We start from the raw sequence: 23,542 nt of genomic DNA, 5'->3' as shown, positions 1-23,542 counted from the left end.
GTTCCCAATCCCCGACCTGCGCCCCAAGGGGGGATTACGCTTCGGGACGCGACTTGAACGCATGTTCGGCCGGGTTAGATCACGACCCAAGAACGTCGCCTCGACATCGTGGATCGGACCGGCTGCCGGACCGGCGGAAGATGACGGGAACTTTCCTGCGTGGCAGGGAGTTGCTCCGATGGCACGGAACTCTGACAGCAACAACGCGGCGGGCCAGACCTTAGATGAGCGTAGCGACAATGAACCGAACGACGACCGAAAGCGACGCGGGGTACGAGAACGCGGATCCCGAGCGAACGGAATATGTCGATGCAAACCTCCGCCGCGCATACAATGAGATGCTGCAGGAAGAGGTTCCCGATCGGTTCACGGATCTGCTGAAACAGCTAAGAGAGCAAGACAACGCGCAATGAATCATCGGGATCCCCGCGACGAAATCGTCGACCATCTGCCGGCCATGCGCGCATTCGCGCTCTCGCTGACCCGAAATTCTGCTGCTGCGGACGATCTCGTGCAGGACACGGTCGTCAAGGCTTGGTCCAATCTCGACAAGTTCGAGGTGGGCACCAATCTCCGCGCCTGGCTCTTCACCATCCTCCGCAACACTTTCTATTCCGGCCGCCGCAAGTCCAAACGCGAGGTCAGCGATCCCGACGGCGCCTTTGCCGCCACGTTGGCGAGCAAGCCCGACCATGACGGGCGCCTTGCCCTCCGTGACTTCTCGGTCGCCTTCGCCAAACTCCCGGATGAGCAGCGCGAGGCGCTGATCCTCGTCGGGGCATCGGGCTTCTCCTACGAGGAGGCCGCAGAGACCTGCGGCGTCGCCATCGGCACGATCAAGAGCCGCGCGAACCGTGGTCGCCAGGCGCTGATCAAGATGCTGCATCTGCGCGACGACGAGGAGATGGAGCTGACCGACCAGGCCACCGTCGCCGTCCTTGCCGGGGTCGGCCTGTCTCCCTGTTGATCCGGCCGACGCGCGCGTTCCGACGAAAGCCCTCCATGCTGTTTCATGTATGGGGGGCTTCTTTCTGCCTCCCAGCGGCTGCCGGGACCCGGCGAGACGCCGTTCCGGGACCACTGCCTCGAAGATAGGCCCCATGCTGCTGTACCGGCTCCTCCTGACGATCGCCCTCGTGCCGATCTTCACCGCCTTCTTTCTGCGCGCGGTGCGCGGTCGGGAAAGCTGGGCCGACTTTCGGGAGCGGATGGGCGGCGGTCCCGCGGCGCCGGGCCCTTGGGTTCACGCAGCCTCGGTCGGCGAGGCCAATTCCGCACGCGGCCTCGTCACGGCACTCGTGGCGGGCGGGCCGGTCACCCTCACCTGCAACACGGTGAACGCACGGGATACGGTCCGGGGCTGGAATCTCTATGGCCTCACCCCGCGCCTTGCCCCGCTCGACCAGCGCCTCTGCCTCGCCGCGTTCCTTCGACGCGCAAGACCCTGCCTTTATGTCGGGGTCGAGAACGAGATATGGCCGAACCGCTTCGCCCTACTCGCCCGCCGCGGCATTCCGCGCGTCCTGATCTCGGCCCGCCTCTCGGAGCGCAGCGCGGAGCGGTGGTCCCGCTGGGGCGTGGTCGTCGGTCCTCATCTCGCGGGCCTGTCGCTGGTGGTGCCGCAGGATGCCTCCTCGGCGGAACGGTTTGCGGATCTCGGCGTCGCGGAGGCCTCGCTTGCGGACCCGATGACGCTCAAGGCCTCGGTGTCCCTCGCCGCCCCACAGGAGCCCGCGCGCCGCGCCGCGTGGCCCCACGCGCGGGAGCTCACCTGCCTCGCCGCCTCGACCCATACGCCGGAAGAGCGTATCGTCCTCGAGGCCTTCCTTGAGGCGCGCAAGGAGCGTCCCGAGCTGCGCCTCATCCTCGCCATCCGCCACCCCGCCCGGGGAGACGAGGTTGCGGCCCTGCTCTCGAAGACTTCCTTCCGTGTTGCGCGCCGCTCCACCGGGGACGTGGTGACCGAAGAGACCGACATCCTTCTCGCAGACACGCTTGGCGAGATGCCACTCTGGTACGCGTCCGCCTCGATCTGCTGGGTCGGCGGATCGCTGTCGGACCGCGGCGGGCACACGCCCTACGAGCCCGCCTCCTTCGGCTGCGCGCTCCTTCATGGGCCGGATACGTCGAACTTCGCGGAAGCCTATGCCGCGCTCGACAAGGCCGGCGGGGCACTGAGGGTCGGGAATGCTGCCGAGCTTGGCCGCGCCCTCGCCTGCCTCACACCGGATGCGGCCGCCGAACTGGCCCGGAAGGCGCAGATCGCGCTGACCCCGGTCACACCGGACCGGATCGCCGCCCTCGCCGCCAGGCTCCGGGCCCTCGCTCAGACCTCCCGGAATGCTCCGAGGGGATAGCCGTGAAGTCGGTCGTAATGCGGCCCGTCACGGTGAAGCGTCGAGCGGTAGAGGCAGAAGCCCGTGACCTCCACACTCTCCTCAAAGGCATCATTCTCCTCCACCACGAAGTCCGCGATGGGCGCCGCCTCCGCACGATGGCCGCTCAGGCGCACGAGCGACACATGGGGCACGAAGCGCCGGGTCTCCAGCTCCAGCCCCGCTGCGCGCCCCGCCTGGGCCACCTTCGCCTGCAGGCGCATCAGCGGCTCCGACGGCAGGACGGCAGCATAGGCGATGCGGGGGCGGGTGCGCCCGAAGACGCCGAGGCCGCTGAGGGCGAGATCGAACGGGGCGCCCTTCACCTCGAGGAGCGCGGCGTGCAGATCGGCGCCCTGCGGCTCCGTCACCTCGCCGAAGAAGGACAGCGTCAGATGCACGAGGTCGGCGTCCACCGCCCGGCCGACAGGCGTGTCGATGGCGATGTCCGTCAGGCGCTCGCGCACCTCCCCGGGCAGCGGGATCGCGGCGAAGAGGCGAATCACGCAAGGCCCTCCCGTCGCCTCAGAAATCCCACATCCGCCCGCACCCGCTCGCCGATCGGCCCCTCCCGCGGCGCGTCCCGGATCGTCGTCATCAGCGCCTCGGTCGGCCCGCCTCGCCCCTTCCGGGACCAGCTCAGCGCCCTCAAGACCTTCTCGGCCTCCGCCGGCACCCTGTCGGGCATCTCGGCGCCCTGAAGCGTGCCCCAGACGCCGGACCAGAGCCGCCCGACCGTCCAGGGATTGTAGCCCCCGCCGCCGAGGACGAGGTATCGCGGGGAAAGCGGGCGCAGCGCCGCCACCATCCCGAAATGCGCGTTGTTGGACAGCGCGAGCCGGGAGAGCGGATCCTCCTGAACCGCATCCGCCCCGCATTGCAGGACGATGGCATCCGGCGCGAACCGCTCCACCAGCGGCAGGATCAGCTCGCCCGCGATGAGGCTGAACTCGGTGTCGTTCAGGCCGGCCGGCACCGGAAGGTTCACGGCGCTGCCGCCTTCCCTCTCCTCGAGCGCGCCAGTGAAGGGCCAGCGTTTCTCCTCGTGGACCGAGATCATCAGCACATCGGGCTCCCCCCTGAAGCCGAAGGCGACCCCGTCCGGATGGTGCGCGTCGATATCGACATAGACCACGCGCCGCGCTCCGTTCCTTTGGAGCGACAGGATGCCGAGCACGGGATCGTTGAGATAGCAGAAGCCGCCGGCACGGTCCGGCATCCCGTGATGCGTTCCGCCGGCGGGATTGTGGATCACGCCGCCTGTCGCGAGCAGTTCCCCGGCGAGAAGGGATCCGCCGGCGGCCGTGGCCGGCCTGCGGTAGATCTCCGGGAAGATCGGGTTGGAGACGGTGCCGATGTCGTGCCGCCGGCGGGTCTCCTCGTCCACCTCGCCGTCCGCCTCCGCCTTTTGCAGCGCGGCAACGTAAGCCGGATCATGCCAGGCATGGAGCGCGGCGGGCTTCGCGCGCGGGCTCGGGATATAGCTTCCCGGCGGGACCCATCCAAGCGCACGGGTCAGGTCCATCACGGTGGAGACGCGGGGGATCGCGAGCGGGTGCCAGGCGCCGTAGGACGAGCCGCGATAGATCTCCGATCCGATGAGTTTCGGCGCAGGGTCAGCCGTCAAGCAGCGCCTCGATGGACCGGATCATCGGCACGGACAGCGGGCGGGTGGCGGCGCCGAATGTCCGCACGACGCGCCCGTCCGGGCCGAGGAGGATCTTGTTGAAGTTCCAGTCCGGCTCGAACCCCTCCTCGGCCTTCACCCACGCATAGAAGGGATGCGCCTCCGGGCCGCGGACATGCGTGATCGAGGCCATCGGCAGGGTGATGTCGAACTGAAGCGAGCAGAAGTCCCTCACCTCCTCGTCGCTGCCGAGTTCCTGGTGGAAGTCGTCCGACGGCACGGCCAGAACACGCAGGCCCCGCTCGGCATAACGGTCGTGAAGATCCTGGAGCCCGTCCAGCTGGGGCGCGAATGCGCAGAGCGACGCCGTGTTCACCACGAGCACCGGATCTCCCCGCCACGCCGAAAGATCGTGGCGACCGCCATCGATGGACGCGAAGGTGAAGTCCGGGATGCGCGGCCCGGAGGACGCCGCCCCGAGAGGCCCTGCGGCAATCGTTGCGCCGAGCGCGAGGCAGAGAGTGCGGCGGTGCATCGAGACGCCCCTTCGTCAGGATTGAGCGGCAATGGTATGGCGCGGTCACGCCGCTTCAAGATCGTGCGCCATGCGGCACGGCGACACTTGCAGGGGCGGCGCAACTGCCTACATGCTCATGCCGATGATCCGATACTCCCTCAAATGCGACAAGGACCACCGCTTCGAGAGCTGGTTTGCCTCGGCGGAGAAGTTCGAGGACCTGCGCGATTCAGGCCGTCTCGCCTGCGCCGTCTGTGGCTCGCCCGAGGTCGACCGGGCGATGATGGCGCCGAGCGTCGCCTCCGGACACACACCTAGCGAAGAGGCCGCAGCGCCCGAACGTCCCCTCTCGCAGCCTGCGAGCCCCGCCGAACAGGCGCTCCGGGAGTTGCGCCGGAAGATCGAGGCGGGGACGGAGGATGTCGGCCGGAACTTCGCCCGCGAGGCACGCGCCATCCACGAGGGCGAGAAGCCGAACCGCGCCATCCGCGGCGAGGCCCGTCCGGACGAGGCGAAGGAGCTTCTCCGCGACGGGATCGAGGTCGTCCCGCTGCCCTTCCTCCGGGGATCCAAGACGAACTGAGGGCATCGGCCGATTCGCCTGGCCCCGCTCGTGACGTCTCGTGGCGCGCCCTGCGCAATCCCTGAGACCTTGTCGCGTCAGACCACACGCCGTCGGACCTCGCCTGCCGGCGCGCCCGCTGTCCCCCCAGAATGTCAGAAGCCGCGCTCTCTACCAAGGGAGGCGCGGCTTCCGAATGTCAGCATGGTCAAGTTCAGGGCGTGCGAGCGCCTCTTACTTGATCTTGCCTTCCTTGTACTCGACGTGCTTGCGCGCGACGGGGTCGTACTTCTTGATCGTCATCTTCTCGGTCATGGTCCGGGCGTTCTTCTTGGTCACGTAGAAGTGGCCCGTATCCGCGGTCGAGTTCAGGCGGATCTTGATCGTTGTCGGCTTCGCCATCTCGTCTCTCCTTCGCGCGGGAGGTCGGCCCGCCGGTGATAATCTTGAATGCGCCTTTTACCCGTGCGCTGCCCCCTGTCAACAGGGAGCGGGCCTCCGATTTCGCGCGGACGGCCTGTAAGCCGGATCCTGTGGTCGGGGACGGATCCCCGCCGACGACCATTCATCTGCTCCCGCCCTTGCGGACGGGATCTAGCTGCCAACCCGACCTCCCGGGCTGAAGCGGCCCTGCCCTGTGTCGGGCGCGGAGGTCCTATTCGGCATTGCTCCCGGTGGGGCTTGCCATGCCGGAGACGTTGCCGCCTCCGCGGTGGGCTCTTACCCCACCGTTTCACCCTGACCCCGGACGGATCCGGGGCGGTCTGTTCTCTGTGGCGCTTTCCGTCGGGTTGCCCCGCCCGGGCGTTACCCGGCACCGTTTCTTCATGGAGTCCGGACTTTCCTCGGAAGGTTGTCCTCCCGCGGCCGTCCGGCCATCCGCGCGAGCGTCCAGCTATGCGCGGTGATCCTCGGGGTCAAGCCTCGGCGAGACGCGCGACGACGGCACGGGCCCGTGCAATATCCGTGGCATCCGCAGGACCGGCAAAGAAGGGTCGCGCACGGAGGCGGAAGGCCGCCAGCCGGTCCTCGCGCGATGCCTCGCCCGGATAGCCGATCTCGGTGAGACGGCGCTCCAGCTCATCGGTGTCGCCCGGTCCCTCTTCCCGAATCGAAAGAATGTCGACGTGCGGCCAGAGGGCGAGATCCCGGCGCACGATACGCAGCCAGTCGAACCGCCCGCCGGGATCGACCTTCCGTCCCGGAGCCATGTCCGAGTGACCGATCACCCCGGCTGGGCCGATCCCGTGACGGGCCATCACACCGGGAAGCAGATCCTCGAGGGCGGACATCAGCGGCTCCGAGAACGGAGACCGCCCGTCATTGTCGAGCTCGATGCCGATGGACCGGGAATTGATGTCCCCCTGCCCACGCCAGCTTCCGGCGCCGGCATGCCAGGCACGCCGGTCTTCGGGAACGAGCGAATGCACCTCGCCGTCCCGCGCGATCAGCCAGTGCGCGGAGACCTCCGCCTCCGGATCGCAGAGGCGGTCGAGCGCAAGCTCGGCGGTCGCCATGGCGGTGAAATGCAAAACGACGAGATCGGGGCGCAGCCCGTCTCGCCGGTCCCCGTGATTGGGAGAAGACCGCGCGGCGCGCGTTCCTGCCGTGCTCAACGGCAGATCAGCTGCGCGCGGCGCGGAAGCCGCTGGGATCCCAGGAGCAGGCGAACCCGTCGCCGTCCGGGTCGATCCCGAGCCGGTCTCGCTGCGGGCCGCCGCGGGCGAGGAAATCGCGCTGCGCCACGTCGGGCGAGGGATAGTTCGCGCAGTTCCGCCGAGCCTTGTCGGCGCTGGCGAACATCCGGCGGTAAAGCGGCTGGCCGACGGAATTGCTCGTCTGGAGGGCATAGGCGACGATGTTCGGACCGCCCTCGCCCGTGCGTTGCGGCAACTGGCCCGGCTGGACCTGACGGTATTGCGCCCGCTGCCGTTCGAGCCGCTCGGCGTCGCTCTCGATCGTCTCGCGCTCGGCCACGGCCTTGAAGTTCTGCTCGTCCGAAAGTTCGGCCGACCCCGGGGGGCTGATGACCGCACCCGGAACGGGCTCCACGACGACCGCCTCGGGCGGCGGATAGGACGAAGTCGACGTGGAGCCTTGCGCGCCGATCCCGGCCGCGGCGAGATCGGACGAGGACAGACCATCGACGTCCGAGCTGTTCACCGCGGGGGCGCCCGTGGCTTCGGGCGGCAGGACCGGCAGCGAGCCGGTGGCCTGCCCCGCGCGGGCGGTCTCGAAGCTCACCCGGTCGTCGAACTGCGCCGCACTGTCCGGGACCGCCGGCTGGCACGCGGAGAGCGCGAGCGCGGCAAGAGCGATCAGGGCGGTGGAGGAATGAATCGAACGGATCATCTTCGGTCTACCACGATGAGAAGAGGTTTTTCGGTTCCGGCACTTTACCACCAACGCTCCGGACGTGCCACGAAGCCGGCTTCACGTTCCAGTACGTCGGCGGTGTTCAGCAGACCGGCCTCGTCCCAGGGGCGCCCGATGAGCTGGAGGCCGAGGGGAAGGCCGTCCCCCGTCTGGCCCGCCGGAACGGAGATCGCCGGCAGACCCGCGAGGTTCACGGTCACGGTGAAGACGTCGTTGAGATACATTTGTACCGGGTCAGCGTCGGCCATGCTGCCGAGCGCAAAGGCCGCCGAGGGGGTGGTCGGCGTCAGGATCGCGTCGACGCCCTTGTCGAAGACCGTGTCGAAATCGTGCTTGATCAGGGCCCGCACCTTCCGCGCACGGTTGTAATACGCATCGTAGAAGCCGGCGGACAGGACATAGGTGCCGACCATGACGCGGCGCTGGACCTCCGCACCGAAGCCCTCGGCGCGGGTCTTCTCGTACATCTCGAGGATGCCGTCGCCGGGCTCGCTTTTCGCGCGGCGTCCAAAGCGCACCCCGTCGTAGCGAGCAAGGTTGGATGAGGCTTCGGCCGGCGCGATGACGTAATAGGCCGGCAGAGCGTATTTCGTGTTCGGCAGGGAAATCTCCCTGATCTCCGCCCCGGCCTCGCGCAGCATGCGCACGCCGTCCTGCCAGAGCGCGTCGATCTCCTTCGGGATCCCGTCCATGCGATACTCGCGCGGAACGCCGATCACCTTGCCGCGGATATCGCCGCTGAGCGCCGCCTCGAAATCGGGCACGGGAATGTCGGCAGAGGTCGAATCGCTCGCATCGTGCCCGGCCATCGCCTGCAACATGATCGCGCTGTCGCGCACGGTGCGGGTCATCGGTCCGGCCTGATCGAGCGATGAGGCGAACGCTACGATTCCCCAGCGGGAGACGCGGCCATAGGTGGGCTTGAGGCCGGTAATGCCGGTGAAGGCCGCCGGCTGGCGGATCGATCCGCCGGTATCCGTGCCGGTCGCGGCGAGGCAGAGGGAGGCCGCCACGGCGGAGGCGGAGCCGCCGGAGGACCCGCCGGGGGTCAGCGCCTCGGTGTCGCCCGAGCGGCGATAGGGGTTCACAGCCGGTCCGTAGGTGCTGGTCTCGTTCGAGCTGCCCATGGCGAACTCGTCCATGTTCAGCTTGCCGAGCATCACGGCGCCGGACCGCCAGAGTTTCGCCGTCACCGTGCTCTCGTATTCGGGCGTGAAGCCGTCGAGGATGCGGGACGCCGCCTGCGACGCGACACCCTGCGTGCAGAAGAGATCCTTGATGCCGAGCGGGATGCCACACATGTCCGGCGCGCCGCCCTCGGCGATGCGCTTGTCCGCGGCGCGCGCCATGTCCATGGCGAGATCCGGCGTCTCGTGGACGAACGCGCCGAGCGCTCCCGCCTCCGAAATCGCGGAGATGTAGCCCTGGGTCAGCTCGGCGGAGGTCACGTCCCCGTTGCGGAGCGCGTCGCGCGCTTCGGCGATGGTCTCTGGAGCGCTCATTCGACCACCTTCGGCACGGCAAAGAAGCCCTCGCGGGCATCGGGAGCGTTGGACAGCACCTTCTTGGGGTAGCCGCCATCGGTCACCTCGTCATCCCGGCGCTTGAGGCGCTGGGGCGTGACGGAGGTCATCGGTTCGACGCCTGTCACGTCGACCTCGGAGAGTTGCTCGATGAAGCCGAGGATAGCGTTGAACTCACCGGCGAGTGCCGGAAGCTGGTCCTCCTCGACGCGGATCCGGGCAAGCCGGGCCACGCGCCGCGCGGTGTCGGTATCGATCGACATGGTGTCAGCGCCTTTCGAGAAACTGTCTGAGCGGATCGCGAGGCGGTCTAAGCCAAGGCCGCGCCGCCCGCAAGCCGGCCGGGCCGCGCGAAAGGTCCGGGCCAAGAGGAACCCGCATTGAGCGGGAAGCATCGGCGCCGGCCGGGCGCCCTGCCCTACCCGGCGGCGCGGGCGGCGTCGCAGAAGGCGCGGATGAGCCCGGCATCCTTGATGCCGCGTGCCGATTCGACGCCCGAGGACACATCGACCTGCCCTGCGCCGGTGACGCGGATCGCCTCGCCCACGTTGTCCGGGGTCAGCCCGCCGGCGAGCATCCACGGCAGGTCCCACTCGACGCCCTCGAGGAGGGACCAGTCGAAGCTTTCCCCGTTGCCGCCCGGAAGCGCATCCGCTGCGCTGCCCTTTGCATCGATCAGAAGCTGATCGGCCGATTCGAGATAACCCGGGAGCGCTTCGAGATCGGCCTCCGTGGCGATGGTGATCGCCTTCATCACCGGCAGGCCGAACATGTCCCGCAACTCCTCCAGCCGCTGCGGCCCCTCGTTGCCGTGGCACTGGATGAGGTCGACCCGGGCGACGTCCAGCAGCCCCTCGAAGAGCGCGTCGGGCGCATTCACCGTCAGAGCGACCTTCTCGATCCCGTCCGGCACCAGCCGGGTCAGCTCGGCGGCGACGTCGAGGCCGATATTGCGCGGCGATGGCTCGTAGAAGACGAAGCCGGCGTAATCGGCGCCGGCCTCGGCGATGGCGGTCACGTCTTCTGGCCGCGTCAGACCGCAAACCTTGATGCGGATCCCGGAACTGTCGGTCATGGAAGTCTCTCTCAGGAGGCGCGGCGGCGCTGCTGCACCGTGCTGTCGTCGAGAATGGCCAGAACCTCGTCCTTGCCCTCGTTCTTCTCGCCGCGCAGGCGCGCATTCTCGGCCCGGAGATCGGCGATCTCGCGACCACGGTTGCGCGCTTCGACGCGGTGCTTGTGCTCGCGTACCCATTCCAGGAGGTAGCCGATGAGAAGGCCGACGACGACGCTGCCCAGAACCACGATGAACAGCGGCAGCGAAGCGCCCGGCGCGACGCCGAGCAGGCGCTCCAGGGGCTCCGGCATCAGCGCCAGTTCGACGATCTGCCGGTTTGCAAGGGAGATCGTCAGAAGGACGATCAGGAGGACGGCCAGGACGGCCAGCCTAATATATTTCATGTCGCGTTCAGGCCTTTTCGTTCGCGCTGTCGTTGAGGCGTTCGCGCAGGAGCTTGCCGGTCTTGAAGAAGGGCACGTATTTCTCTTCGACCGCAACCGATTCCCCGGTCCGGGGATTGCGGCCGGTCCGGGCGTCTCGCTTCTTCACGGAGAAGGCGCCGAAGCCGCGCAGCTCGATCCGGTCCCCATTCGCCAGCGCATCGATGATCTCTTCGAAGATCGTGTTCACGATCTTTTCGACATCGCGCTGGTAGAGATGCGGATTTTCCTCGGCGATCAGGTGGATCAGTTCGGAACGTATCATGGAGAGTCTCCTCCGCCTGCGATGCCATCAGCCCGAGGACGACTATAGCGCATCATTCCTTTTTAGGAATGCCCGACAGGCCCTTACGGCACTCACCCGCCGAGATTGCTTGGCGTCAAGCGCCCTTCGGGGCCACCCCGTCCCTTCCCTGGATGAAGAAAAGGCCCGCGCGATCCCCCGCGCGGGCCCTCTCGATATCTCTCGCTCCGGCCTCGGATGGGCCGGATGCGGACCTCAGTTCTCGTCGCCCTTCAGTGCGGCGCCGAGAATGTCGCCGAGCGAGGCGCCCGAGTCGGAGGAGCCATACTGCTGCACGGCTTCCTTCTCCTCGGCGATCTCGCGCGCCTTGATGGACAGGCCGAGACGACGGGTCTTGCTGTCGAGGTTGGTGACGCGGACGTCCACCTTGTCACCGGCCGAGAACCGCTCGGGCCGCTGCTCGGAGCGGTCGCGGGCCAGGTCGGAGCGGCGGATGAAGGACTTCATGCCCTCGTACTCCACCTCGATGCCGCCATCCTCGATCGCCGTCACTTCGACGGTGATGATCGAGCCGCGCTTCACGCCGCCGATCGCCTCGGCGAACTTGTCGCCGCCAAGCGCCTTGATGGAGAGCGAGATGCGCTCCTTCTCGACGTCGGTCTCCGTGACCACGGCCTGGACGACGTCGCCCTTGCGGTAATCCTGGATGGCTTCCTCGCCGCGCTGATCCCACGACAGGTCCGACAGGTGGACCATGCCGTCGATATCGCCCGGAAGGCCGACGAACAGACCGAACTCGGTGATGTTCTTGACCTCGCCCTCGACCTCGGTGCCCTCGGGATGGGTTTCGGCGAAGACTTCCCACGGGTTGCGCATGGTCTGCTTGAGACCGAGCGAGACACGACGCTTCTGGGTGTCGATCTCGAGCACCATCACCTCGACCTCCTGGGAGGTGGAGACGATCTTGCCCGGATGGACGTTCTTCTTCGTCCAGCTCATCTCGGAGACGTGCACGAGACCCTCGACGCCCGGCTCCAGCTCCACGAACGCACCGTAATCGGTGATGTTCGTCACCCGGCCGGTGTGAACCGAATCCAGCGGGAACTTGGCTTCCACGGCATCCCACGGATCGTCCTGCAGCTGCTTCATGCCGAGGCTGATACGGTGGGTTTCCTTGTTGATCTTGATCACGTTGACCTTGATCGTCTCACCGATGGAGACGATCTCGGACGGGTGATTGACCCGGCGCCACGCCATGTCGGTGACGTGCAGGAGGCCGTCCACACCGCCAAGGTCGACGAAGGCGCCGTACTCGGTGATGTTCTTGACGACGCCGTCCACGGTGTCGCCCTCGGTCAGCTTGGCGATGACCTCGGCACGCTGCTCGGCACGGCTCTCCTCGAGGATGGCACGGCGCGAGACGACGATGTTGCCGCGACGACGATCCATCTTGAGGATCTGGAACGGCTGCTTGAGGCCCATCAGCGGGCCGGCATCGCGCACGGGGCGCACATCAACCTGGCTGCCGGGCAGGAAGGCCACGGCGCCGCCGAGATCGACGGTGAAGCCGCCCTTGACGCGGCCGAAGATCGCGCCCTCGACACGGTTCTCGTCGGCATAGGCCTTCTCGAGACGGTCCCACGCTTCTTCGCGGCGGGCCTTGTCACGGCTGATGACGGCTTCGCCACGGGCGTTCTCGACACGATCGAGATAAACCTCGACCTCGTCGCCCACCGAGATCTCGGGGGCTTCGCCGGGGTTTGCGAATTCCTTGAGCTCGACGCGGCCTTCCATCTTGTAGCCGACGTCGATGATGGCTTGTCCCGCCTCGATGGCGATGACCTTGCCGCGCACGACCGAACCTTCGTTCGGGGTGTCGATCTCGAAGCTTTCGGAGAGGAGGGCTTCGAATTCCTCCATGGATGCGTTGGCGCTCATAAGGGTCCGGTATTCCTTTTCACGGGTTGTTTCGGGCCAGGCGGTTGGGTCCGCCGGTCTTGAGAATCTGGTCGGTCAGGAGAATGAAAGACGCCGAATGCACGAAGACAGGGCCCGGCATCGGTCCGGCCCTGCTCGAACATCCGGGCGCAATCAGCCCCCTGTTGACGCCGCGCTCTTTACAGCAGGCCCGGCGCGCACGCAAGGGCGAGGCGCCCGGACCCCGCTCTCAGCGGCTCCGCGCAGCCTCCACAGCCTCGAGAGCGCGCGTGACGGCCTCGTCGATTGCCATGTCGGACGTGTCGAGCGTGACGGCGTCGGCCGCGGCGTGGAGCGGCGCCGTCGCGCGGGCGGCGTCCCTCTGATCTCGCTGGCGCAGGTCGGCGGCGACCTCGTCCAGATCGATCTCGTGCCCCTTGGCGATCAGCTCCGCATGGCGGCGATGCGCGCGGACGGCATCGGAGGCCGTCACGAACAGCTTCACGGCCGCATCCGGGCAGATCACCGTTCCGATATCGCGCCCGTCGAGTACCGCGCCGCCCGACCGCGCCGCAAAGGCGCGCTGGAAATGCAGAAGGGCCCGGCGCACTTCCGGAACCGCGGCGACCCGGCTGGCGGCCTGGGCTACGTCGGGATGGCGAAGCGCCGCGTCGTCCTCGAGGTCTGACGCCTTGAGCGCGAGGGCCGCATCCTCCGGCGTCGTGCCGTCGAGCGTCCGCCGTCCGACCGCGCGGTAGAGAAGCCCTGTATCGAGATGGGCAAAACCGAAATGAGCGGCGACCGCGCGTCCAATCGTCCCCTTCCCCGCCGCGGCGGGACCGTCGATGGCAACAGTGAAACTCATGACGACCGGCTTTCTTGCGGCAATGTCCAGAGATCGCCGTGGAGGCGATCCCACCGGGGCGGATCGTAGGGCACGAGCCCCGATTTGGGATACAGCGTCATTTCGGACAGCTTTAACTCATCTTCCGTCGCAAGCAAATCGACGCGGACGAAATCGATGCCGGCCGAGAGCCGCTCCGCGATGGACAGCGCATCGCCGAGCCGCTTCGGCCGGGGTGGCCTCACAGGGGCCGTCGGGCGACCGGTGGTGAAGCCGGCCGGTGCCCATTCAGGCGTCATGAAGGACTGGTAGAATTCCCCATCCCCGTCCAGGGGGGCCGCGCCATCGGGCCACTGGTTGATGCAGAGAGCTTCGGCCCGGCCGTGGAAGCAGAGGATCTTCAGGACATCGGCCAGCTTCCCGTCCGCCCGGTAGAGAAGACGGTCGACGAGAACGCGCCGAGGCACCTCCAGATAGGCCGCCTCGCTCTTGGCGGCGCCGTAATATCCGGTGGTCCACGACGCGAGCTTGGTCTCGGCCAGCCGGCGCAGCTCCGGTGTCCAGCGTTCCACCAGCATGTTCCAGCTCGATGCGTGGGCGGACTTGAGCGCAACCCCGTCAGGCAGGGCGTGGACGTCGGCATCCGCCGCGTTCTCGATCACGGCGACGCACTCGGTCAGAAGCGCGCGTCCCTCCTCTCCGCCGATCCGGTCCGCCGCCCAGTCCCGGACGGCGACCTTGTCCGCAAGCGTTCGGAACAGCGGGTTGCGGTCGTTCAGCTTGCGCCATTGCACCTTTTCAGAAAACGTCCGGGGGCGGGCGAGGTTCGGCGCGTAGCCGAGATCCTCCTTGAACTTGCGGACAAGCCTTCCGTGCTGCCGGTAAAGGCGTCTGTTGGCGAGGATCGGCCGCGGCGGAATCAACATGCCTCCCCCTCCTTCGTTGTTGCCAAGCGCTCCGGATGGCGGGGCAAACCGTCCGCGATCTCGTAGTAGTCGCCCTTTTCGGACGTGAAGATATGGGCCTCGAGGGCAAGGTTCGTCGGCGCATCGATCGAGCCGGCCCAGATCGAGATCCGGCCCGGCGTTTGCCGCCAGAACAAATTGGCGCCGCAGGTCGGGCAGAACCCGCGCACCGTTCCGGGGGTGCTTTCGTACCAGCGGGGCACTCCCTCGATCACGAGGTCCGTCTCCACCGCAGACGTCGCCGCGACGAAGTGGCCGGAGGCGCGCCGGCACTCGGTGCAGTGACAGGCGACGACGGGCGAGAACGGCCCCGTCACGCGGTAGCTGACCTCGCCGCAATTACATCGTCCGGTCAGTCCGGTCATCGTTTCAGTCTCCAGTGCATCGCGGTCGATACTCTTCTGCTCGGAGGAAAATGGTTTCAAGCCGCCACAGGGGCAAACCGCCGGTTCGCTGAAAACGACCCTCGCCCGGCGGTGCCAGGCCAGACCCGATCGCCCGTGGCCTCGCGCGATGGCAGACCCGGTGAGGTCATGTCGTTCGTCCTCAAGGGCTCGCGCGGTTCCGGGGTGACGGTCAGGCCGCGTCTTCGAAGCTCGCGCCGAGGCGGGACATCAACGCCTCGAAGATCGGGAAGGAGGTGGAGATCGGGCCTGCATCGTCCACGGTCACCGCCTCCTTTGCGGCCATACCGAGGATCAGGAAGGACATGGCGATGCGGTGGTCGAGCCGCGCGGTCACCTTCGCCCCGCCCGGAACGCCCTCCGGCCCGCGGCCGTCGACGGCGAACCAGTCCTCGCCCTCTTCCACGGTCACGCCCGCATCGCGCAGGCCGGTGGCCATCGCGTCGATCCGGTCGCATTCCTTCACGCGCAGCTCCTTGACGCCGCGCATCTCTGTGCGTCCTTCCGCAAAGGCGGCGACGACGGAGAGGATCGGGTACTCGTCGATCATCGAGGCCGCGCGCGCCGGGGGAACGTCGATGCCCTTCATGTCCGGGGAGAAGCGGGCGCGCAGGTCCGCCACCGGCTCGCCGCCCTCCTCGCGCGCGTTCTCGTAGGTGAGGTCAGCGCCCATGTCCCGGAGCGTCTCGAACAGGCCGGCGCGCGTGGGGTTGAGGCCGATGCCGGGGACAGAGACGTTCGAGCCCGGAACGATCAGCGCGGCGCAGACCGGAAAGGCGGCGGATGACGGATCGCGCGGCACGGCGATGGTCTGGGGGCGGAGTTCGGGCTGGCCGGTCAGGATCACCCGGCGCCCTGCCCCGATCTCTTCCACCTCGACCGACGCGCCGAAGCCGGCGAGCATCCGTTCGGTATGGTCCCGCGACGTCTCGGCCTCCGTCACGACGGTCTGACCCGGCGCGTTGAGACCGGCAAGAAGGATCGCGGACTTGATCTGAGCCGACGGCACCGGCGTCGCGTAGTCGGCCGGGATCGGGTCCGCCGCGCCGACGATCGTCATCGGAAGCCGCCCGCCGGAGCGACCGACCGCACGGGCGCCGAACATCGACAGCGGCTCGGTGATCCGCGCCATGGGGCGAGCCCGGAGTGAGGCGTCCCCGGTGAATGTCGCGGTGATCGGTGTCGTCGCCATGGCGCCCATGACGAGACGCACGCCCGTGCCCGAGTTGCCGCAATCGATCACGTCGGCCGGCTCCGCGAAGCCCCCGGTGCCGACACCGTGGACGGACCAGGCGCCCTCGCCGTGGCGCACCACCTCTGCCCCGAAGGCGGTCATCGCACGGCCCGTGTCGATCACGTCCTGCCCCTCGAGAAGCCCGGTGATCTTCGTCTCCCCCACCGCAAGCGCGCCGAGGATCAGGGCGCGGTGGCTGACGGACTTGTCGCCCGGAACGTCCGCAACCCCTGTCAGCGGGCCGGATTTCCGCGCGGCGAGCGGTCTTGCGGGACCTCCATGGGACATATGGGGCGCTCCTTCGGCTTGAGATCGTGCAGTGCCCTGCGGGGTTAGCCTGTCGCGGGGGCCGGGTCCAGCGGCGGCGGCTCCGTCCCGCCCTCCTCCCCGAGCCAGATGCCCGGGTTCTGATCCGCGATGCGCCAGAACAGCCGCTCCCCCAGCGCCTCCCTGAGCCGGAAGCAGACCGCGCGCTCGGACAGCTCCTCCTGCCGGGTCATGTAGTAGTCCGACCCGAAGAGCGTGCGCGACAGGACGCGTTCGTCCTTCAGGAAGACCTTGAGGAAAGGCACGTAGTCGGCGACGCGGAAGAGCGTGTAGGAAATGTCCGTCCAGAGGCCGGGATGATCCCCGCTGCCGAGCAGATCGACGAGGGAGGCGACCCAGTTGCGGGCCCGTGCGCCGGGATCGTCCGGGTCGATCCCCTCGTCCACGTAGGCCCGCCAGTCCGCCGAGCCGCCGAAATGCGCAAGACAGATCCTGAGGCCCTCATGCGCATCGAGCGCCGGAAGGACGGCGCGGGGATCGGTGAAGGCGTCCGCCGCCTCGGAGCTGACGTCCCGCCCCCTGACGCCCCCGCGGGAGCAATGGGACATGACCGGAAGACCGCGCTCCGCGAGCATGGGGTAGAGCCGTTGCATCAGGGCCGGATGATCGGGCGGAAAGCCGAGGCGGGGATAGATCTTGAGCCCCCGGAACCCGAGCTCCCCGATCGCCCGCTCCGCCTCTGCCACGCTCTCCTCCCGGCGCGGATCGCAGGTCGCGAACGGCAGGACGCGGCCGGGCTTCTCCTCCCGCGCCAGACGGGCGAGCGCGTCGTGCTGGGAGCGCAGATCCTCGGCCACGGGGCCGAACCCGATCCCGGCCATGTCCATCGGCAGGACGACGAAGCGCGCGCTGCCGGGATAGAAGGGAAGGATCGAGCGGAAGACGGCGGCCTGGGACCCAAGGCGCCCGGTCTTCTGGAACTCCGCCAGCCGCCCGACCTTCTCGGACAGTTTCTCCTGTCCCGCGATCCCGAGCGCCTTGGCGATGACGCCCGGCAGCCATGGCACCGCCCTGATCCATGCGATCGCCGGGTGCGGGTAGACCTTCGGGACATGCGCTTCGGTGAAGGTGTGAATGTGGCAATTGGTGATACGCCGCGCCATGCGATCCCTCTCCCGCAGGATGACCCAGGGGAATCCTAGCACGACCGTCGCGCGCCGTCAGGCCGGCTTGCGCAAGCGGTCCTCAGGCGACGAGGCGCCCGAGCTCCTCCTGCACCGCGGCCAGGTCCTCGACGAAGCGCGCCTCCTCCTCCGCCCGCTTTGATGCATCCGGAAGGCGCAGCAGGTAGGAGGGGTGGACGGTGACGAAGACCGGCGCGCCGAAGCGTCCGCGCTCGAAGCTGCCCCGCCGCTTGAGGATCCCCTTGCCGTCCCCCGTCAGGGCATGGAGGGCCGTGGCGCCGAGGGCCACGAAGAGGGCCGGCCGGATGACCTCCGCCTCGCTCTCGAGCCACCAGCGGCACGCGGACACCTCGCCCGCCGACGGCCGCTGGTGGATGCGGGACTTGCCGCGCGGCGTGAACTTGAAGTGCTTCACGGCATTGGTGACATAAGCCGCATCCCGGTCGATCCCGGCCTTCCTAGCGCAGGCATCGAAAAGCTGGCCGGCGGGACCGACGAACGGGCGGCCCTCCAGATCCTCGTTGTCCCCCGGCTGCTCCCCGACGAACATCAGGGGCGCATCCTCGGGCCCCTCGCCGAAGACGGTCTGCGTCGCCGGGCCGTGGAGCGGGCAGCGGGTGCAGCCGGCGGCTTCCTTCGCAAGGCCGGGAATATTTCGGGGCAGAAACAGGTCCATGTCGGTCTCCCGGCGGCGCGCGACGGCGACGGCGGTTGGTGTGGGCTCGGAGGCCTCTGCGGCGCGCATCGCGTCCACGCGCGCCGGGGCCGAGGCGATCAGATCCGGAATGAGCCGCGCCTCGGGAAGGTTCCGCCAGTACTTCTTCGGCATCTCCGACTGCATCGCCTTCACCATCAGGCGCGCGGGATTGAAGATGTTGGCGTAATAGGTGCGCCAGAGATCCTCGGCGGCATCCTCCCCGTCGGGCGGGCGCGGCGGATCGGGGATAAGCTCGCTCCGCGTCCCGTCCCAGGCGATCCCCATGTCCGGCGTGGCGATGATCCATGACATGCTGGCAAAGCGCCTGGTGAAGAAACCGGCCATCGCCTCGGCGATGTAGTGATCGGGCTCGAACCAGGAGACGAAGGAGCGTCGGCCGGTTTCGGGATCGGGCGCGCCGACCTCCCTGAACCGGACGAATGCCTTCATCTTGTGCATGTCGCGGTGAACGGCCTTCTCCAGCTTGCGCAACCGCCCCACCTGCGGATCGGCCCTGTCCGCCAGCAGGCCAGGTCTGTCCTGCAGTCGCAGAAGCAACGCGTAGAGAAGAGCGAAGCGCTCGGGATCCGAATGGCAGATCACCGCGTCGGCAAAGTTCGGGAAGGCGCGGGGCACGGTGAGCGTGCGGGGCGTCCCGGACGGCGCGGACATCCCATCGAGCAGGCCGGGCGACGCCTCCCCCCGCGACCATGAAACGTCTTCGGGCCGCACGCCCTCCCCTGCCAGGGCTCGCGCCTCGGCGCGCCACGCCTCCGACGTGCCGATCCGCGGAAGGACGACGACGCGCATCAGAAGAGGGACAGCTGCTCCGCCGGCGGGGCGAAGCGGGCCCGGAGGCCGGCGCCGTCGATCAGCGCGCGGGGCGTCCAGTCCGGCAGGGAGATGAAGGGCGCCGCCTTCTTCAAGGACGCGCCGAGGCGGATCAGATCGTCATAGCGGATGGTCCTGTCGCGTCTCAGCCTCAGCACCCGGTCCACCGTCTTCGTCCCGAAGCCCGGCACGCGCAGGAGCATGTCCCGTCCGGCGCGATTGACCTCCACCGGAAAATCTCCGCGATGGCGCAGGGCCCAGTCGAGCTTCGGATCGACGCCGAGATCCAGCATGCCGGTCTCGTTCGCCGCCAGTTCCTTCGCGTCGAAGCCGTAGAAGCGCATCAGCCAATCCGCCTGGTAGAGCCGGTGCTCCCGCTGGAGCGGCGGGCGAATGAGCGGCAGCGCGGCGGTACTGTCCGGGATCGGGGAGAAGGCGGAGTAGTAGACCCGGCGGAGGCGGTAATCGCTGTAGAGCGTGGAAGATGTGCCAAGGATCGTCGCATCGTTCGCGCCGTCCGCGCCCACGATCATCTGCGTGGACTGACCGGCAGGGGCGAAGCGGCCCTTCTTGCGGCCCTTCCAGCTCTTCTCCTTGTATCCCTCGGACGTCGCGCGGACCTGTCCCATCGCGCCGCGGATCTGCGACGGACGCTTCTCGGGGGCGAACCGCTTCACGCCGCCATCGGTCGGCAACTCGACGTTGATCGACAGGCGATCGGCGTAGAGGCCCGCCTCCTCGATCAGCTCCGGCGCGGCGTCGGGGATGGTCTTGAGGTGGATGTAACCCCGGAACTGGTGGTCCTGTCGCAGGACCTTCGCGATGCGCACCATGTCGGACATGGTCTGGTCGGGGGACCGGATGATCCCCGAGGACAGGAAGAGCCCCTCGATGTAGTTGCGGCGATAGAACTCCGTCGTGAGCCAGACGACCTCCTCCACCGAGAACCGCGCCCGCTCCACGTTCGAGGACACGCGGTTCACGCAATAGGAGCAGTCGTAGATGCAGAAGTTCGTCATCAGGATCTTCAGCAGGCTGATGCAGCGCCCGTCCGGGGCATAGGCATGGCAGATGCCGGACCCTTCGGTCGAGCCGAGGCCCTTGCCATCCCGGCTGTCCCGCTTCGACGTGCCGGAGGACGCGCAGGAGGCGTCGTACTTCGCCGCATCTGACAGGATCGCCAGCCGGTCCATGAGAGTTTTCTTGGACATGAACGTTCATATAATGTTCTGCCGCGCGTGCGGCCAGCCGTAACCGCTAAACCAGTTCAATTTAATGACGGTCCCCGGCCTCGGACGGAACCGGCACACGGAAATGTGGTTCTCCCCTCACTGCCAACCCGGGGGGATTCCCATGTCATTTCTGAAAACCGCGCGTCATCTTGCAGGAACCGCTGCGGCCGCGCTTGCCGAATTGCTCGCTCCTGCACCTGCGCCGATGCCGATCCGTATCGAGCGGGACCGGACAAGCCACCGCCGATGAGTCCTGCCCGTCCCGCCGATTTCGAAGCTCGGCTCGCCCGCCTCGACCGTCTGGCCGGCATGATGGATGCCCGCTACGGCATTCCCTTCACTCCGTGGAGGATCGGTTGGGACGGGATATTGGGCCTCGTTCCGGGGATCGGCGACACCCTCGCCCTCGCCCCTGCCGCGTACATCGCCCTCGAGGGGTACCGCCTCGGGGCCGACCGCTGGACCCTCGCCCGGATGGGCCTGAATGCAGGCGTCGATTACGCCGTCGGTCTCGTTCCGTTCGTCGGTGATTTCTTCGACATCGCCTTCAAGGCCAACAAGCGGAATATCGCGCTTTTGAAAGAGAATCTCGCGTCGCCTTCGAGGAACCCCGGCGCGGGTGCCGGAGTTGGCGCTTCAACTAATCGAGAGGATCGGCCGGGTCGCTATTGAGCATCCCGGACACCCGGCGGGGCCCGATCCGACGCAGCACGGCAAGGAGACCACCACGCATGCACAGCCTCTTCTATCTCATCGGCCTCATCGTGGTGATCCTCGCGGTCCTGCAATTCATCGCCTGAACAGGAGCTTCCAAATGTCCGACAATCTGAAACAAACGGCGAAGGACGCCCAGCACGAGGCCGAAAAAGCGGCCGATCACGCTCAGGAGCGCGCCGAAGCCAATGCCGAAGGCCTGAAAGGCCGCGCCAAGGGCTGGGCCGATCAGGGCCGCGCCGAAGTCGAGGATCGCGTCTACGGCGCCCGCGACTACGCCGCCGGTGAGACCGAAAAGTTGGCCGGCAACCTGCGCGACGCCGCGGACGACATGAGCGAAGGCTCCTACCAAGAGCGCTTCGTGGGCCAGTTCGCCAAGACGCTCAACAGTGCGGCGGACAACCTTCGCGACACGGAGATCTCCGATGTCGTCGAGGATCTGAGCAACTTTGCCCGCCGTAACCCCCTCGCCTTCCTGGGCGGCGCCGCACTGGTCGGCTTCGCCGCCAGCCGCTTTGCCAAGGCGACCCACGAAGACGATTTCGGCGCTGTCGGAGAGCCCCCGGCAGGCTACAGCCCCGACGGCCCGTCGGTCGACGTCTCTCCCGAGGTTCAGCCCGATCCGCTCGGCGCCAGGCCCGCGACGCCCCCGACCTCGGCGTCCCCCGCCGTTGGCGGCGTCGGCGATCCGGCGAGCTACAAACCGGCCGGAGGCCCGAAATAATGTCAACGCGTCCCGACCCCACGGCGCCTCCCCATGAGCCGGTCGCGGAAAAAGGCAGGGGGCCGATCGGCCTCCTGTCCGACGCGATGAACCATGTCAGCAACCTTCTGCGGAACGAGATGGATCTCGCGCGCGCGGAAATCAGCGAGAACGTGAAGCGCGCCGCGATCGCCATCGGCCTTCTCGCCGCCGCGGGCATCATCGCCCTAGTGGCGCTGAACGTGCTCGCCGCCGCGCTTGTCGCGGCGCTCGCCGAAACCGGTCTCGAGCCGGGCTGGGCGTCCCTGATCGTCGGCGTGGCCCTCGCGGTCATCGCCTTCGCCCTTGTCGCCAAGGGTTCCCACGATCTGAAGGGCACGAGCCTCGCGCCGACCCGGACCAGCAAGAATATCAAGCGCGACGCGGAAGCGGTGCGTGATACCTACAAGGAGAACAACCATGGCTGACGGTCAGAACCGGTCACCCAGCGAGATCGAGCGCGATATCGAAGACGAGCGTTCGGCCCTTACCAAGACCCTCGAGTCGCTTCAGGACAGCCTCTCTTTCGACAGCTTCCTGCATACCGCGTCGGACAGCGTCCGGAAGAACGGCGGCGAGATCGGCCGCTCGCTCGGCAATAGCGTCAAGGCCAATCCCGTGGCTCTGGCCCTGACGGGTGCCGGCATCGCCTGGCTGGTCTTCGGTCCCTCTTCCTCGTCGTCGTCCTCTTCGTCGCCGGCCAGGCGTCGTCATCCCGCGCCCGCCCCGGCTCCGGTGGCCTACGATCCGGCCTACCGTCCGACATCTCCGGGCCTTCGTCGTGATCCCTATTCCTCCGACTTCGATGCCCGCGTCGCGGCCGCCGAAGCCGAGCTCGAGGGCGCCGACGCCGGCCGCCGGTCCTACACCGGCACGGGCACGATCCCCGGCTCTTCGGCGACTAGCGGATCGAGCAGCTGGAGCAAGTCCACCTCCCGCCTGTCCCGCGCCAAGTCGAAGGCTCGCGGCAGCCTCAGCCATGCGCGGCACAAGGCGACCGGCGCCTATTACGATGCGCGCGGCAAGGTGAGCGGCAAGGCCAGCGAAGCGAAGTACGCGACCAAGGCTCGCCTTCATCACGCCAAAGCTGATGCGAAATCAGGCTATTACTCCGCTCAGTCGAGCGCCAGCGAGGGCGCAGGTCGCGTCTCCTCCGCGGTGCACGATCTCCGTGAGCGCATTTCGGAAGGAACCGAGCACATGTCCGATGAGGCCCGCCGCCGGGTGATCGCGGCACGCGAACGCGCCATCGAGGCACGCATCAGCGCCGAGCAGTATTACAGCGAGGGCAGCGCACGGGCGCGCGCCTTCTACCACGACCAGCCCCTCGTGGTCGGTGCGGCGTTCTTGGCGCTCGGTGCCGCCGTTGGCGCGGCGCTGCCCCGCACCCGGTTCGAGGACGACACCTTCGGCGACTACTCCGATCACATGATGGATGAAGCGGAAGCGATCTATCGTGACGAGCGGGAGCGCCTCGAGCGCGCTGCGAAAGCCGCGGCGGGTGAAGCCGAGACCGTGGCCCGCGAAACCATGGCGCAGGCCCGCGAAGCGGCGCCCGACATGCCCGACGGCCGCGCGGCCGTCGACGAGGCCGAGGCCAAGGCCAAGGAAACCGCAGCGCGCATCGGCAATGCCGCCCAGAAGGCCCATGACAAGGACTGATCGTTCCCGTTGACAATCAGCCCATGATACTCTCGATAAATCCGCCGGTGACGTACGATGTCGCCGGCGGATTTACAGAAAGGACCCTACAGCGTGGAAAGTTGCCTCGTTGCGCGTCTCACCCG

The 23,542-nt window shown here is 67.7% G+C and carries 28 protein-coding genes and 1 other RNA gene; 9 read left to right on the top strand and 20 right to left on the bottom strand.

Translation table 11 applies throughout. From position 1 onward, the window contains the following. Positions 1-224 precede the first annotated feature (224 nt). The 3 genes from RM543_RS08860 to RM543_RS08850 all read left to right on the top strand — a co-directional run bounded on the left by RM543_RS08860 (position 225) and on the right by RM543_RS08850 (position 2,357). The gene (locus tag RM543_RS08860) at positions 225-413 is read left to right on the top strand and encodes a NepR family anti-sigma factor (RefSeq protein WP_311690690.1); all 189 of its coding nucleotides are present in this window, start codon (positions 225-227) and stop codon (positions 411-413) included. Further along, positions 410-967, top strand: a complete 558-nt coding sequence (locus tag RM543_RS08855; protein ID WP_311690688.1) for an RNA polymerase sigma factor — start codon at positions 410-412, stop codon at positions 965-967. The genes RM543_RS08860 and RM543_RS08855 overlap by 4 nt, the downstream gene beginning before the upstream one ends. Before the next feature lie 133 nt (positions 968-1,100). Next, positions 1,101-2,357, top strand: a complete 1,257-nt coding sequence (locus tag RM543_RS08850) for a 3-deoxy-D-manno-octulosonic acid transferase (protein ID WP_311690686.1) — start codon at positions 1,101-1,103, stop codon at positions 2,355-2,357. Here the strand turns inward: RM543_RS08850 and thpR are convergent. Genes thpR through RM543_RS08835 form a run of 3 tightly spaced genes read right to left on the bottom strand, consistent with a single transcriptional unit; the run spans position 2,327 to position 4,537 of the window. Next, complete coding sequence (thpR, locus tag RM543_RS08845; protein WP_311690684.1) at positions 2,327-2,881, bottom strand: RNA 2',3'-cyclic phosphodiesterase; 555 nt, start codon at positions 2,879-2,881, stop codon at positions 2,327-2,329. The genes RM543_RS08850 and thpR overlap by 31 nt on opposite strands. Continuing rightward, complete coding sequence (locus RM543_RS08840; RefSeq protein ID WP_311690682.1) at positions 2,878-4,002, bottom strand: acetoin utilization protein AcuC; 1,125 nt, start codon at positions 4,000-4,002, stop codon at positions 2,878-2,880. The genes thpR and RM543_RS08840 overlap by 4 nt, the downstream gene beginning before the upstream one ends. Beyond that, the gene (locus RM543_RS08835; RefSeq protein WP_311690680.1) at positions 3,992-4,537 is read right to left on the bottom strand and encodes a glutathione peroxidase; all 546 of its coding nucleotides are present in this window, start codon (positions 4,535-4,537) and stop codon (positions 3,992-3,994) included. The genes RM543_RS08840 and RM543_RS08835 overlap by 11 nt, the downstream gene beginning before the upstream one ends. A 124-nt stretch (positions 4,538-4,661) precedes the next feature. Here RM543_RS08835 and RM543_RS08830 point away from each other — a divergent pair, with 124 nt between their 5' ends. Next, the gene (locus tag RM543_RS08830) at positions 4,662-5,102 is read left to right on the top strand and encodes a DUF1178 family protein (protein WP_311690678.1); all 441 of its coding nucleotides are present in this window, start codon (positions 4,662-4,664) and stop codon (positions 5,100-5,102) included. 213 nt (positions 5,103-5,315) lie between these two features. Here the strand turns inward: RM543_RS08830 and rpmG are convergent, their stop codons facing one another. From rpmG to RM543_RS08745, 17 genes are all read right to left on the bottom strand, one after another. After that, on the bottom strand, positions 5,316-5,483 hold the full coding sequence (rpmG, locus tag RM543_RS08825) for a 50S ribosomal protein L33 (RefSeq protein WP_093418185.1): 168 nt from the start codon (positions 5,481-5,483) through the stop codon (positions 5,316-5,318). A gap of 102 nt (positions 5,484-5,585) precedes the next feature. Further along, an RNA gene (gene rnpB, locus RM543_RS08820) (RNase P RNA component class A) lies at positions 5,586-5,964 on the bottom strand. A 34-nt stretch (positions 5,965-5,998) separates the two neighbouring features. Next, positions 5,999-6,697 (bottom strand): N-acetylmuramoyl-L-alanine amidase, encoded by a 699-nt coding sequence (locus tag RM543_RS08815; protein WP_311690674.1) that lies wholly within the window; start codon positions 6,695-6,697, stop codon positions 5,999-6,001. A 7-nt stretch (positions 6,698-6,704) separates the two neighbouring features. Then, positions 6,705-7,433, bottom strand: coding sequence for a hypothetical protein (locus RM543_RS08810; protein ID WP_311690672.1), 729 nt, complete (start codon positions 7,431-7,433; stop codon positions 6,705-6,707). A gap of 44 nt (positions 7,434-7,477) precedes the next feature. Continuing rightward, positions 7,478-8,959 carry an Asp-tRNA(Asn)/Glu-tRNA(Gln) amidotransferase subunit GatA gene (gatA, locus tag RM543_RS08805; protein ID WP_311690670.1) on the bottom strand — a complete coding sequence of 494 codons (1,482 nt, stop codon included), beginning with the start codon at positions 8,957-8,959 and terminating at the stop codon, positions 7,478-7,480. Further along, complete coding sequence (gatC, locus tag RM543_RS08800; protein ID WP_116082674.1) at positions 8,956-9,243, bottom strand: Asp-tRNA(Asn)/Glu-tRNA(Gln) amidotransferase subunit GatC; 288 nt, start codon at positions 9,241-9,243, stop codon at positions 8,956-8,958. Before gatC ends, gatA begins: the two co-directional genes overlap by 4 nt. Positions 9,244-9,398: 155 nt before the next feature. Then, on the bottom strand, positions 9,399-10,055 hold the full coding sequence (locus RM543_RS08795) for a phosphoribosylanthranilate isomerase (protein WP_311690667.1): 657 nt from the start codon (positions 10,053-10,055) through the stop codon (positions 9,399-9,401). 11 nt (positions 10,056-10,066) lie between these two features. After that, complete coding sequence (locus RM543_RS08790; RefSeq protein WP_311690665.1) at positions 10,067-10,441, bottom strand: lipopolysaccharide assembly protein LapA domain-containing protein; 375 nt, start codon at positions 10,439-10,441, stop codon at positions 10,067-10,069. A gap of 7 nt (positions 10,442-10,448) precedes the next feature. After that, the gene (ihfB, locus tag RM543_RS08785; RefSeq protein WP_116082679.1) at positions 10,449-10,745 is read right to left on the bottom strand and encodes an integration host factor subunit beta; all 297 of its coding nucleotides are present in this window, start codon (positions 10,743-10,745) and stop codon (positions 10,449-10,451) included. A gap of 234 nt (positions 10,746-10,979) precedes the next feature. After that, positions 10,980-12,662, bottom strand: a complete 1,683-nt coding sequence (gene rpsA, locus RM543_RS08780) for a 30S ribosomal protein S1 (RefSeq protein ID WP_311690662.1) — start codon at positions 12,660-12,662, stop codon at positions 10,980-10,982. A 229-nt stretch (positions 12,663-12,891) separates the two neighbouring features. Beyond that, the gene (locus RM543_RS08775) at positions 12,892-13,506 is read right to left on the bottom strand and encodes a (d)CMP kinase (RefSeq protein ID WP_311690660.1); all 615 of its coding nucleotides are present in this window, start codon (positions 13,504-13,506) and stop codon (positions 12,892-12,894) included. After that, positions 13,503-14,411, bottom strand: coding sequence for an ATP-grasp fold amidoligase family protein (locus tag RM543_RS08770; RefSeq protein ID WP_311690658.1), 909 nt, complete (start codon positions 14,409-14,411; stop codon positions 13,503-13,505). Before RM543_RS08770 ends, RM543_RS08775 begins: the two co-directional genes overlap by 4 nt. Then, positions 14,405-14,815, bottom strand: a complete 411-nt coding sequence (locus RM543_RS08765) for a GFA family protein (RefSeq protein ID WP_311690656.1) — start codon at positions 14,813-14,815, stop codon at positions 14,405-14,407. The genes RM543_RS08770 and RM543_RS08765 overlap by 7 nt, the downstream gene beginning before the upstream one ends. 211 nt (positions 14,816-15,026) lie before the next feature. Further along, positions 15,027-16,376, bottom strand: a complete 1,350-nt coding sequence (gene aroA, locus RM543_RS08760; protein ID WP_311690654.1) for a 3-phosphoshikimate 1-carboxyvinyltransferase — start codon at positions 16,374-16,376, stop codon at positions 15,027-15,029. Positions 16,377-16,420: 44 nt separating this feature from the next. After that, positions 16,421-17,518, bottom strand: a complete 1,098-nt coding sequence (locus RM543_RS08755; RefSeq protein WP_311690651.1) for an amidohydrolase family protein — start codon at positions 17,516-17,518, stop codon at positions 16,421-16,423. Positions 17,519-17,600: 82 nt separating this feature from the next. Further along, positions 17,601-19,046, bottom strand: coding sequence for a UdgX family uracil-DNA binding protein (locus tag RM543_RS08750; protein ID WP_311690649.1), 1,446 nt, complete (start codon positions 19,044-19,046; stop codon positions 17,601-17,603). Next, positions 19,046-20,278 carry a putative DNA modification/repair radical SAM protein gene (locus RM543_RS08745; protein ID WP_311690647.1) on the bottom strand — a complete coding sequence of 411 codons (1,233 nt, stop codon included), beginning with the start codon at positions 20,276-20,278 and terminating at the stop codon, positions 19,046-19,048. Before RM543_RS08745 ends, RM543_RS08750 begins: the two co-directional genes overlap by 1 nt. Before the next feature lie 267 nt (positions 20,279-20,545). Here RM543_RS08745 and RM543_RS08740 point away from each other — a divergent pair, with 267 nt between their 5' ends. The 5 genes from RM543_RS08740 to RM543_RS08720 are packed head-to-tail and all read left to right on the top strand — an operon-like array spanning position 20,546 to position 23,417. Continuing rightward, the gene (locus RM543_RS08740) at positions 20,546-20,971 is read left to right on the top strand and encodes a DUF4112 domain-containing protein (RefSeq protein ID WP_311690645.1); all 426 of its coding nucleotides are present in this window, start codon (positions 20,546-20,548) and stop codon (positions 20,969-20,971) included. Next, the gene (locus RM543_RS08735) at positions 20,968-21,099 is read left to right on the top strand and encodes a hypothetical protein (RefSeq protein ID WP_311690643.1); all 132 of its coding nucleotides are present in this window, start codon (positions 20,968-20,970) and stop codon (positions 21,097-21,099) included. Before RM543_RS08740 ends, RM543_RS08735 begins: the two co-directional genes overlap by 4 nt. A gap of 14 nt (positions 21,100-21,113) precedes the next feature. Continuing rightward, a complete protein-coding gene (locus tag RM543_RS08730; RefSeq protein WP_311690641.1) occupies positions 21,114-21,737 on the top strand; it encodes a hypothetical protein in 624 nt (207 codons plus the stop codon). After that, positions 21,737-22,183: a phage holin family protein gene (locus RM543_RS08725; protein ID WP_311690639.1), complete on the top strand. Its 447-nt coding sequence runs from the start codon at positions 21,737-21,739 to the stop codon at positions 22,181-22,183. The genes RM543_RS08730 and RM543_RS08725 overlap by 1 nt, the downstream gene beginning before the upstream one ends. Next, positions 22,176-23,417: a DUF3618 domain-containing protein gene (locus tag RM543_RS08720; protein WP_311690637.1), complete on the top strand. Its 1,242-nt coding sequence runs from the start codon at positions 22,176-22,178 to the stop codon at positions 23,415-23,417. Before RM543_RS08725 ends, RM543_RS08720 begins: the two co-directional genes overlap by 8 nt. The last annotated feature ends 125 nt before the right edge of the window (positions 23,418-23,542 follow it).

The sequence above is a fragment of the Tropicimonas omnivorans genome (genome assembly GCF_031846565.1).
GTDB classification, from domain to species: domain Bacteria; phylum Pseudomonadota; class Alphaproteobacteria; order Rhodobacterales; family Rhodobacteraceae; genus Tropicimonas_B; species Tropicimonas_B omnivorans.
Note: the sequence above shows the minus strand (reverse complement) of the source record. Positions and strands in the feature narration are given on the sequence as shown.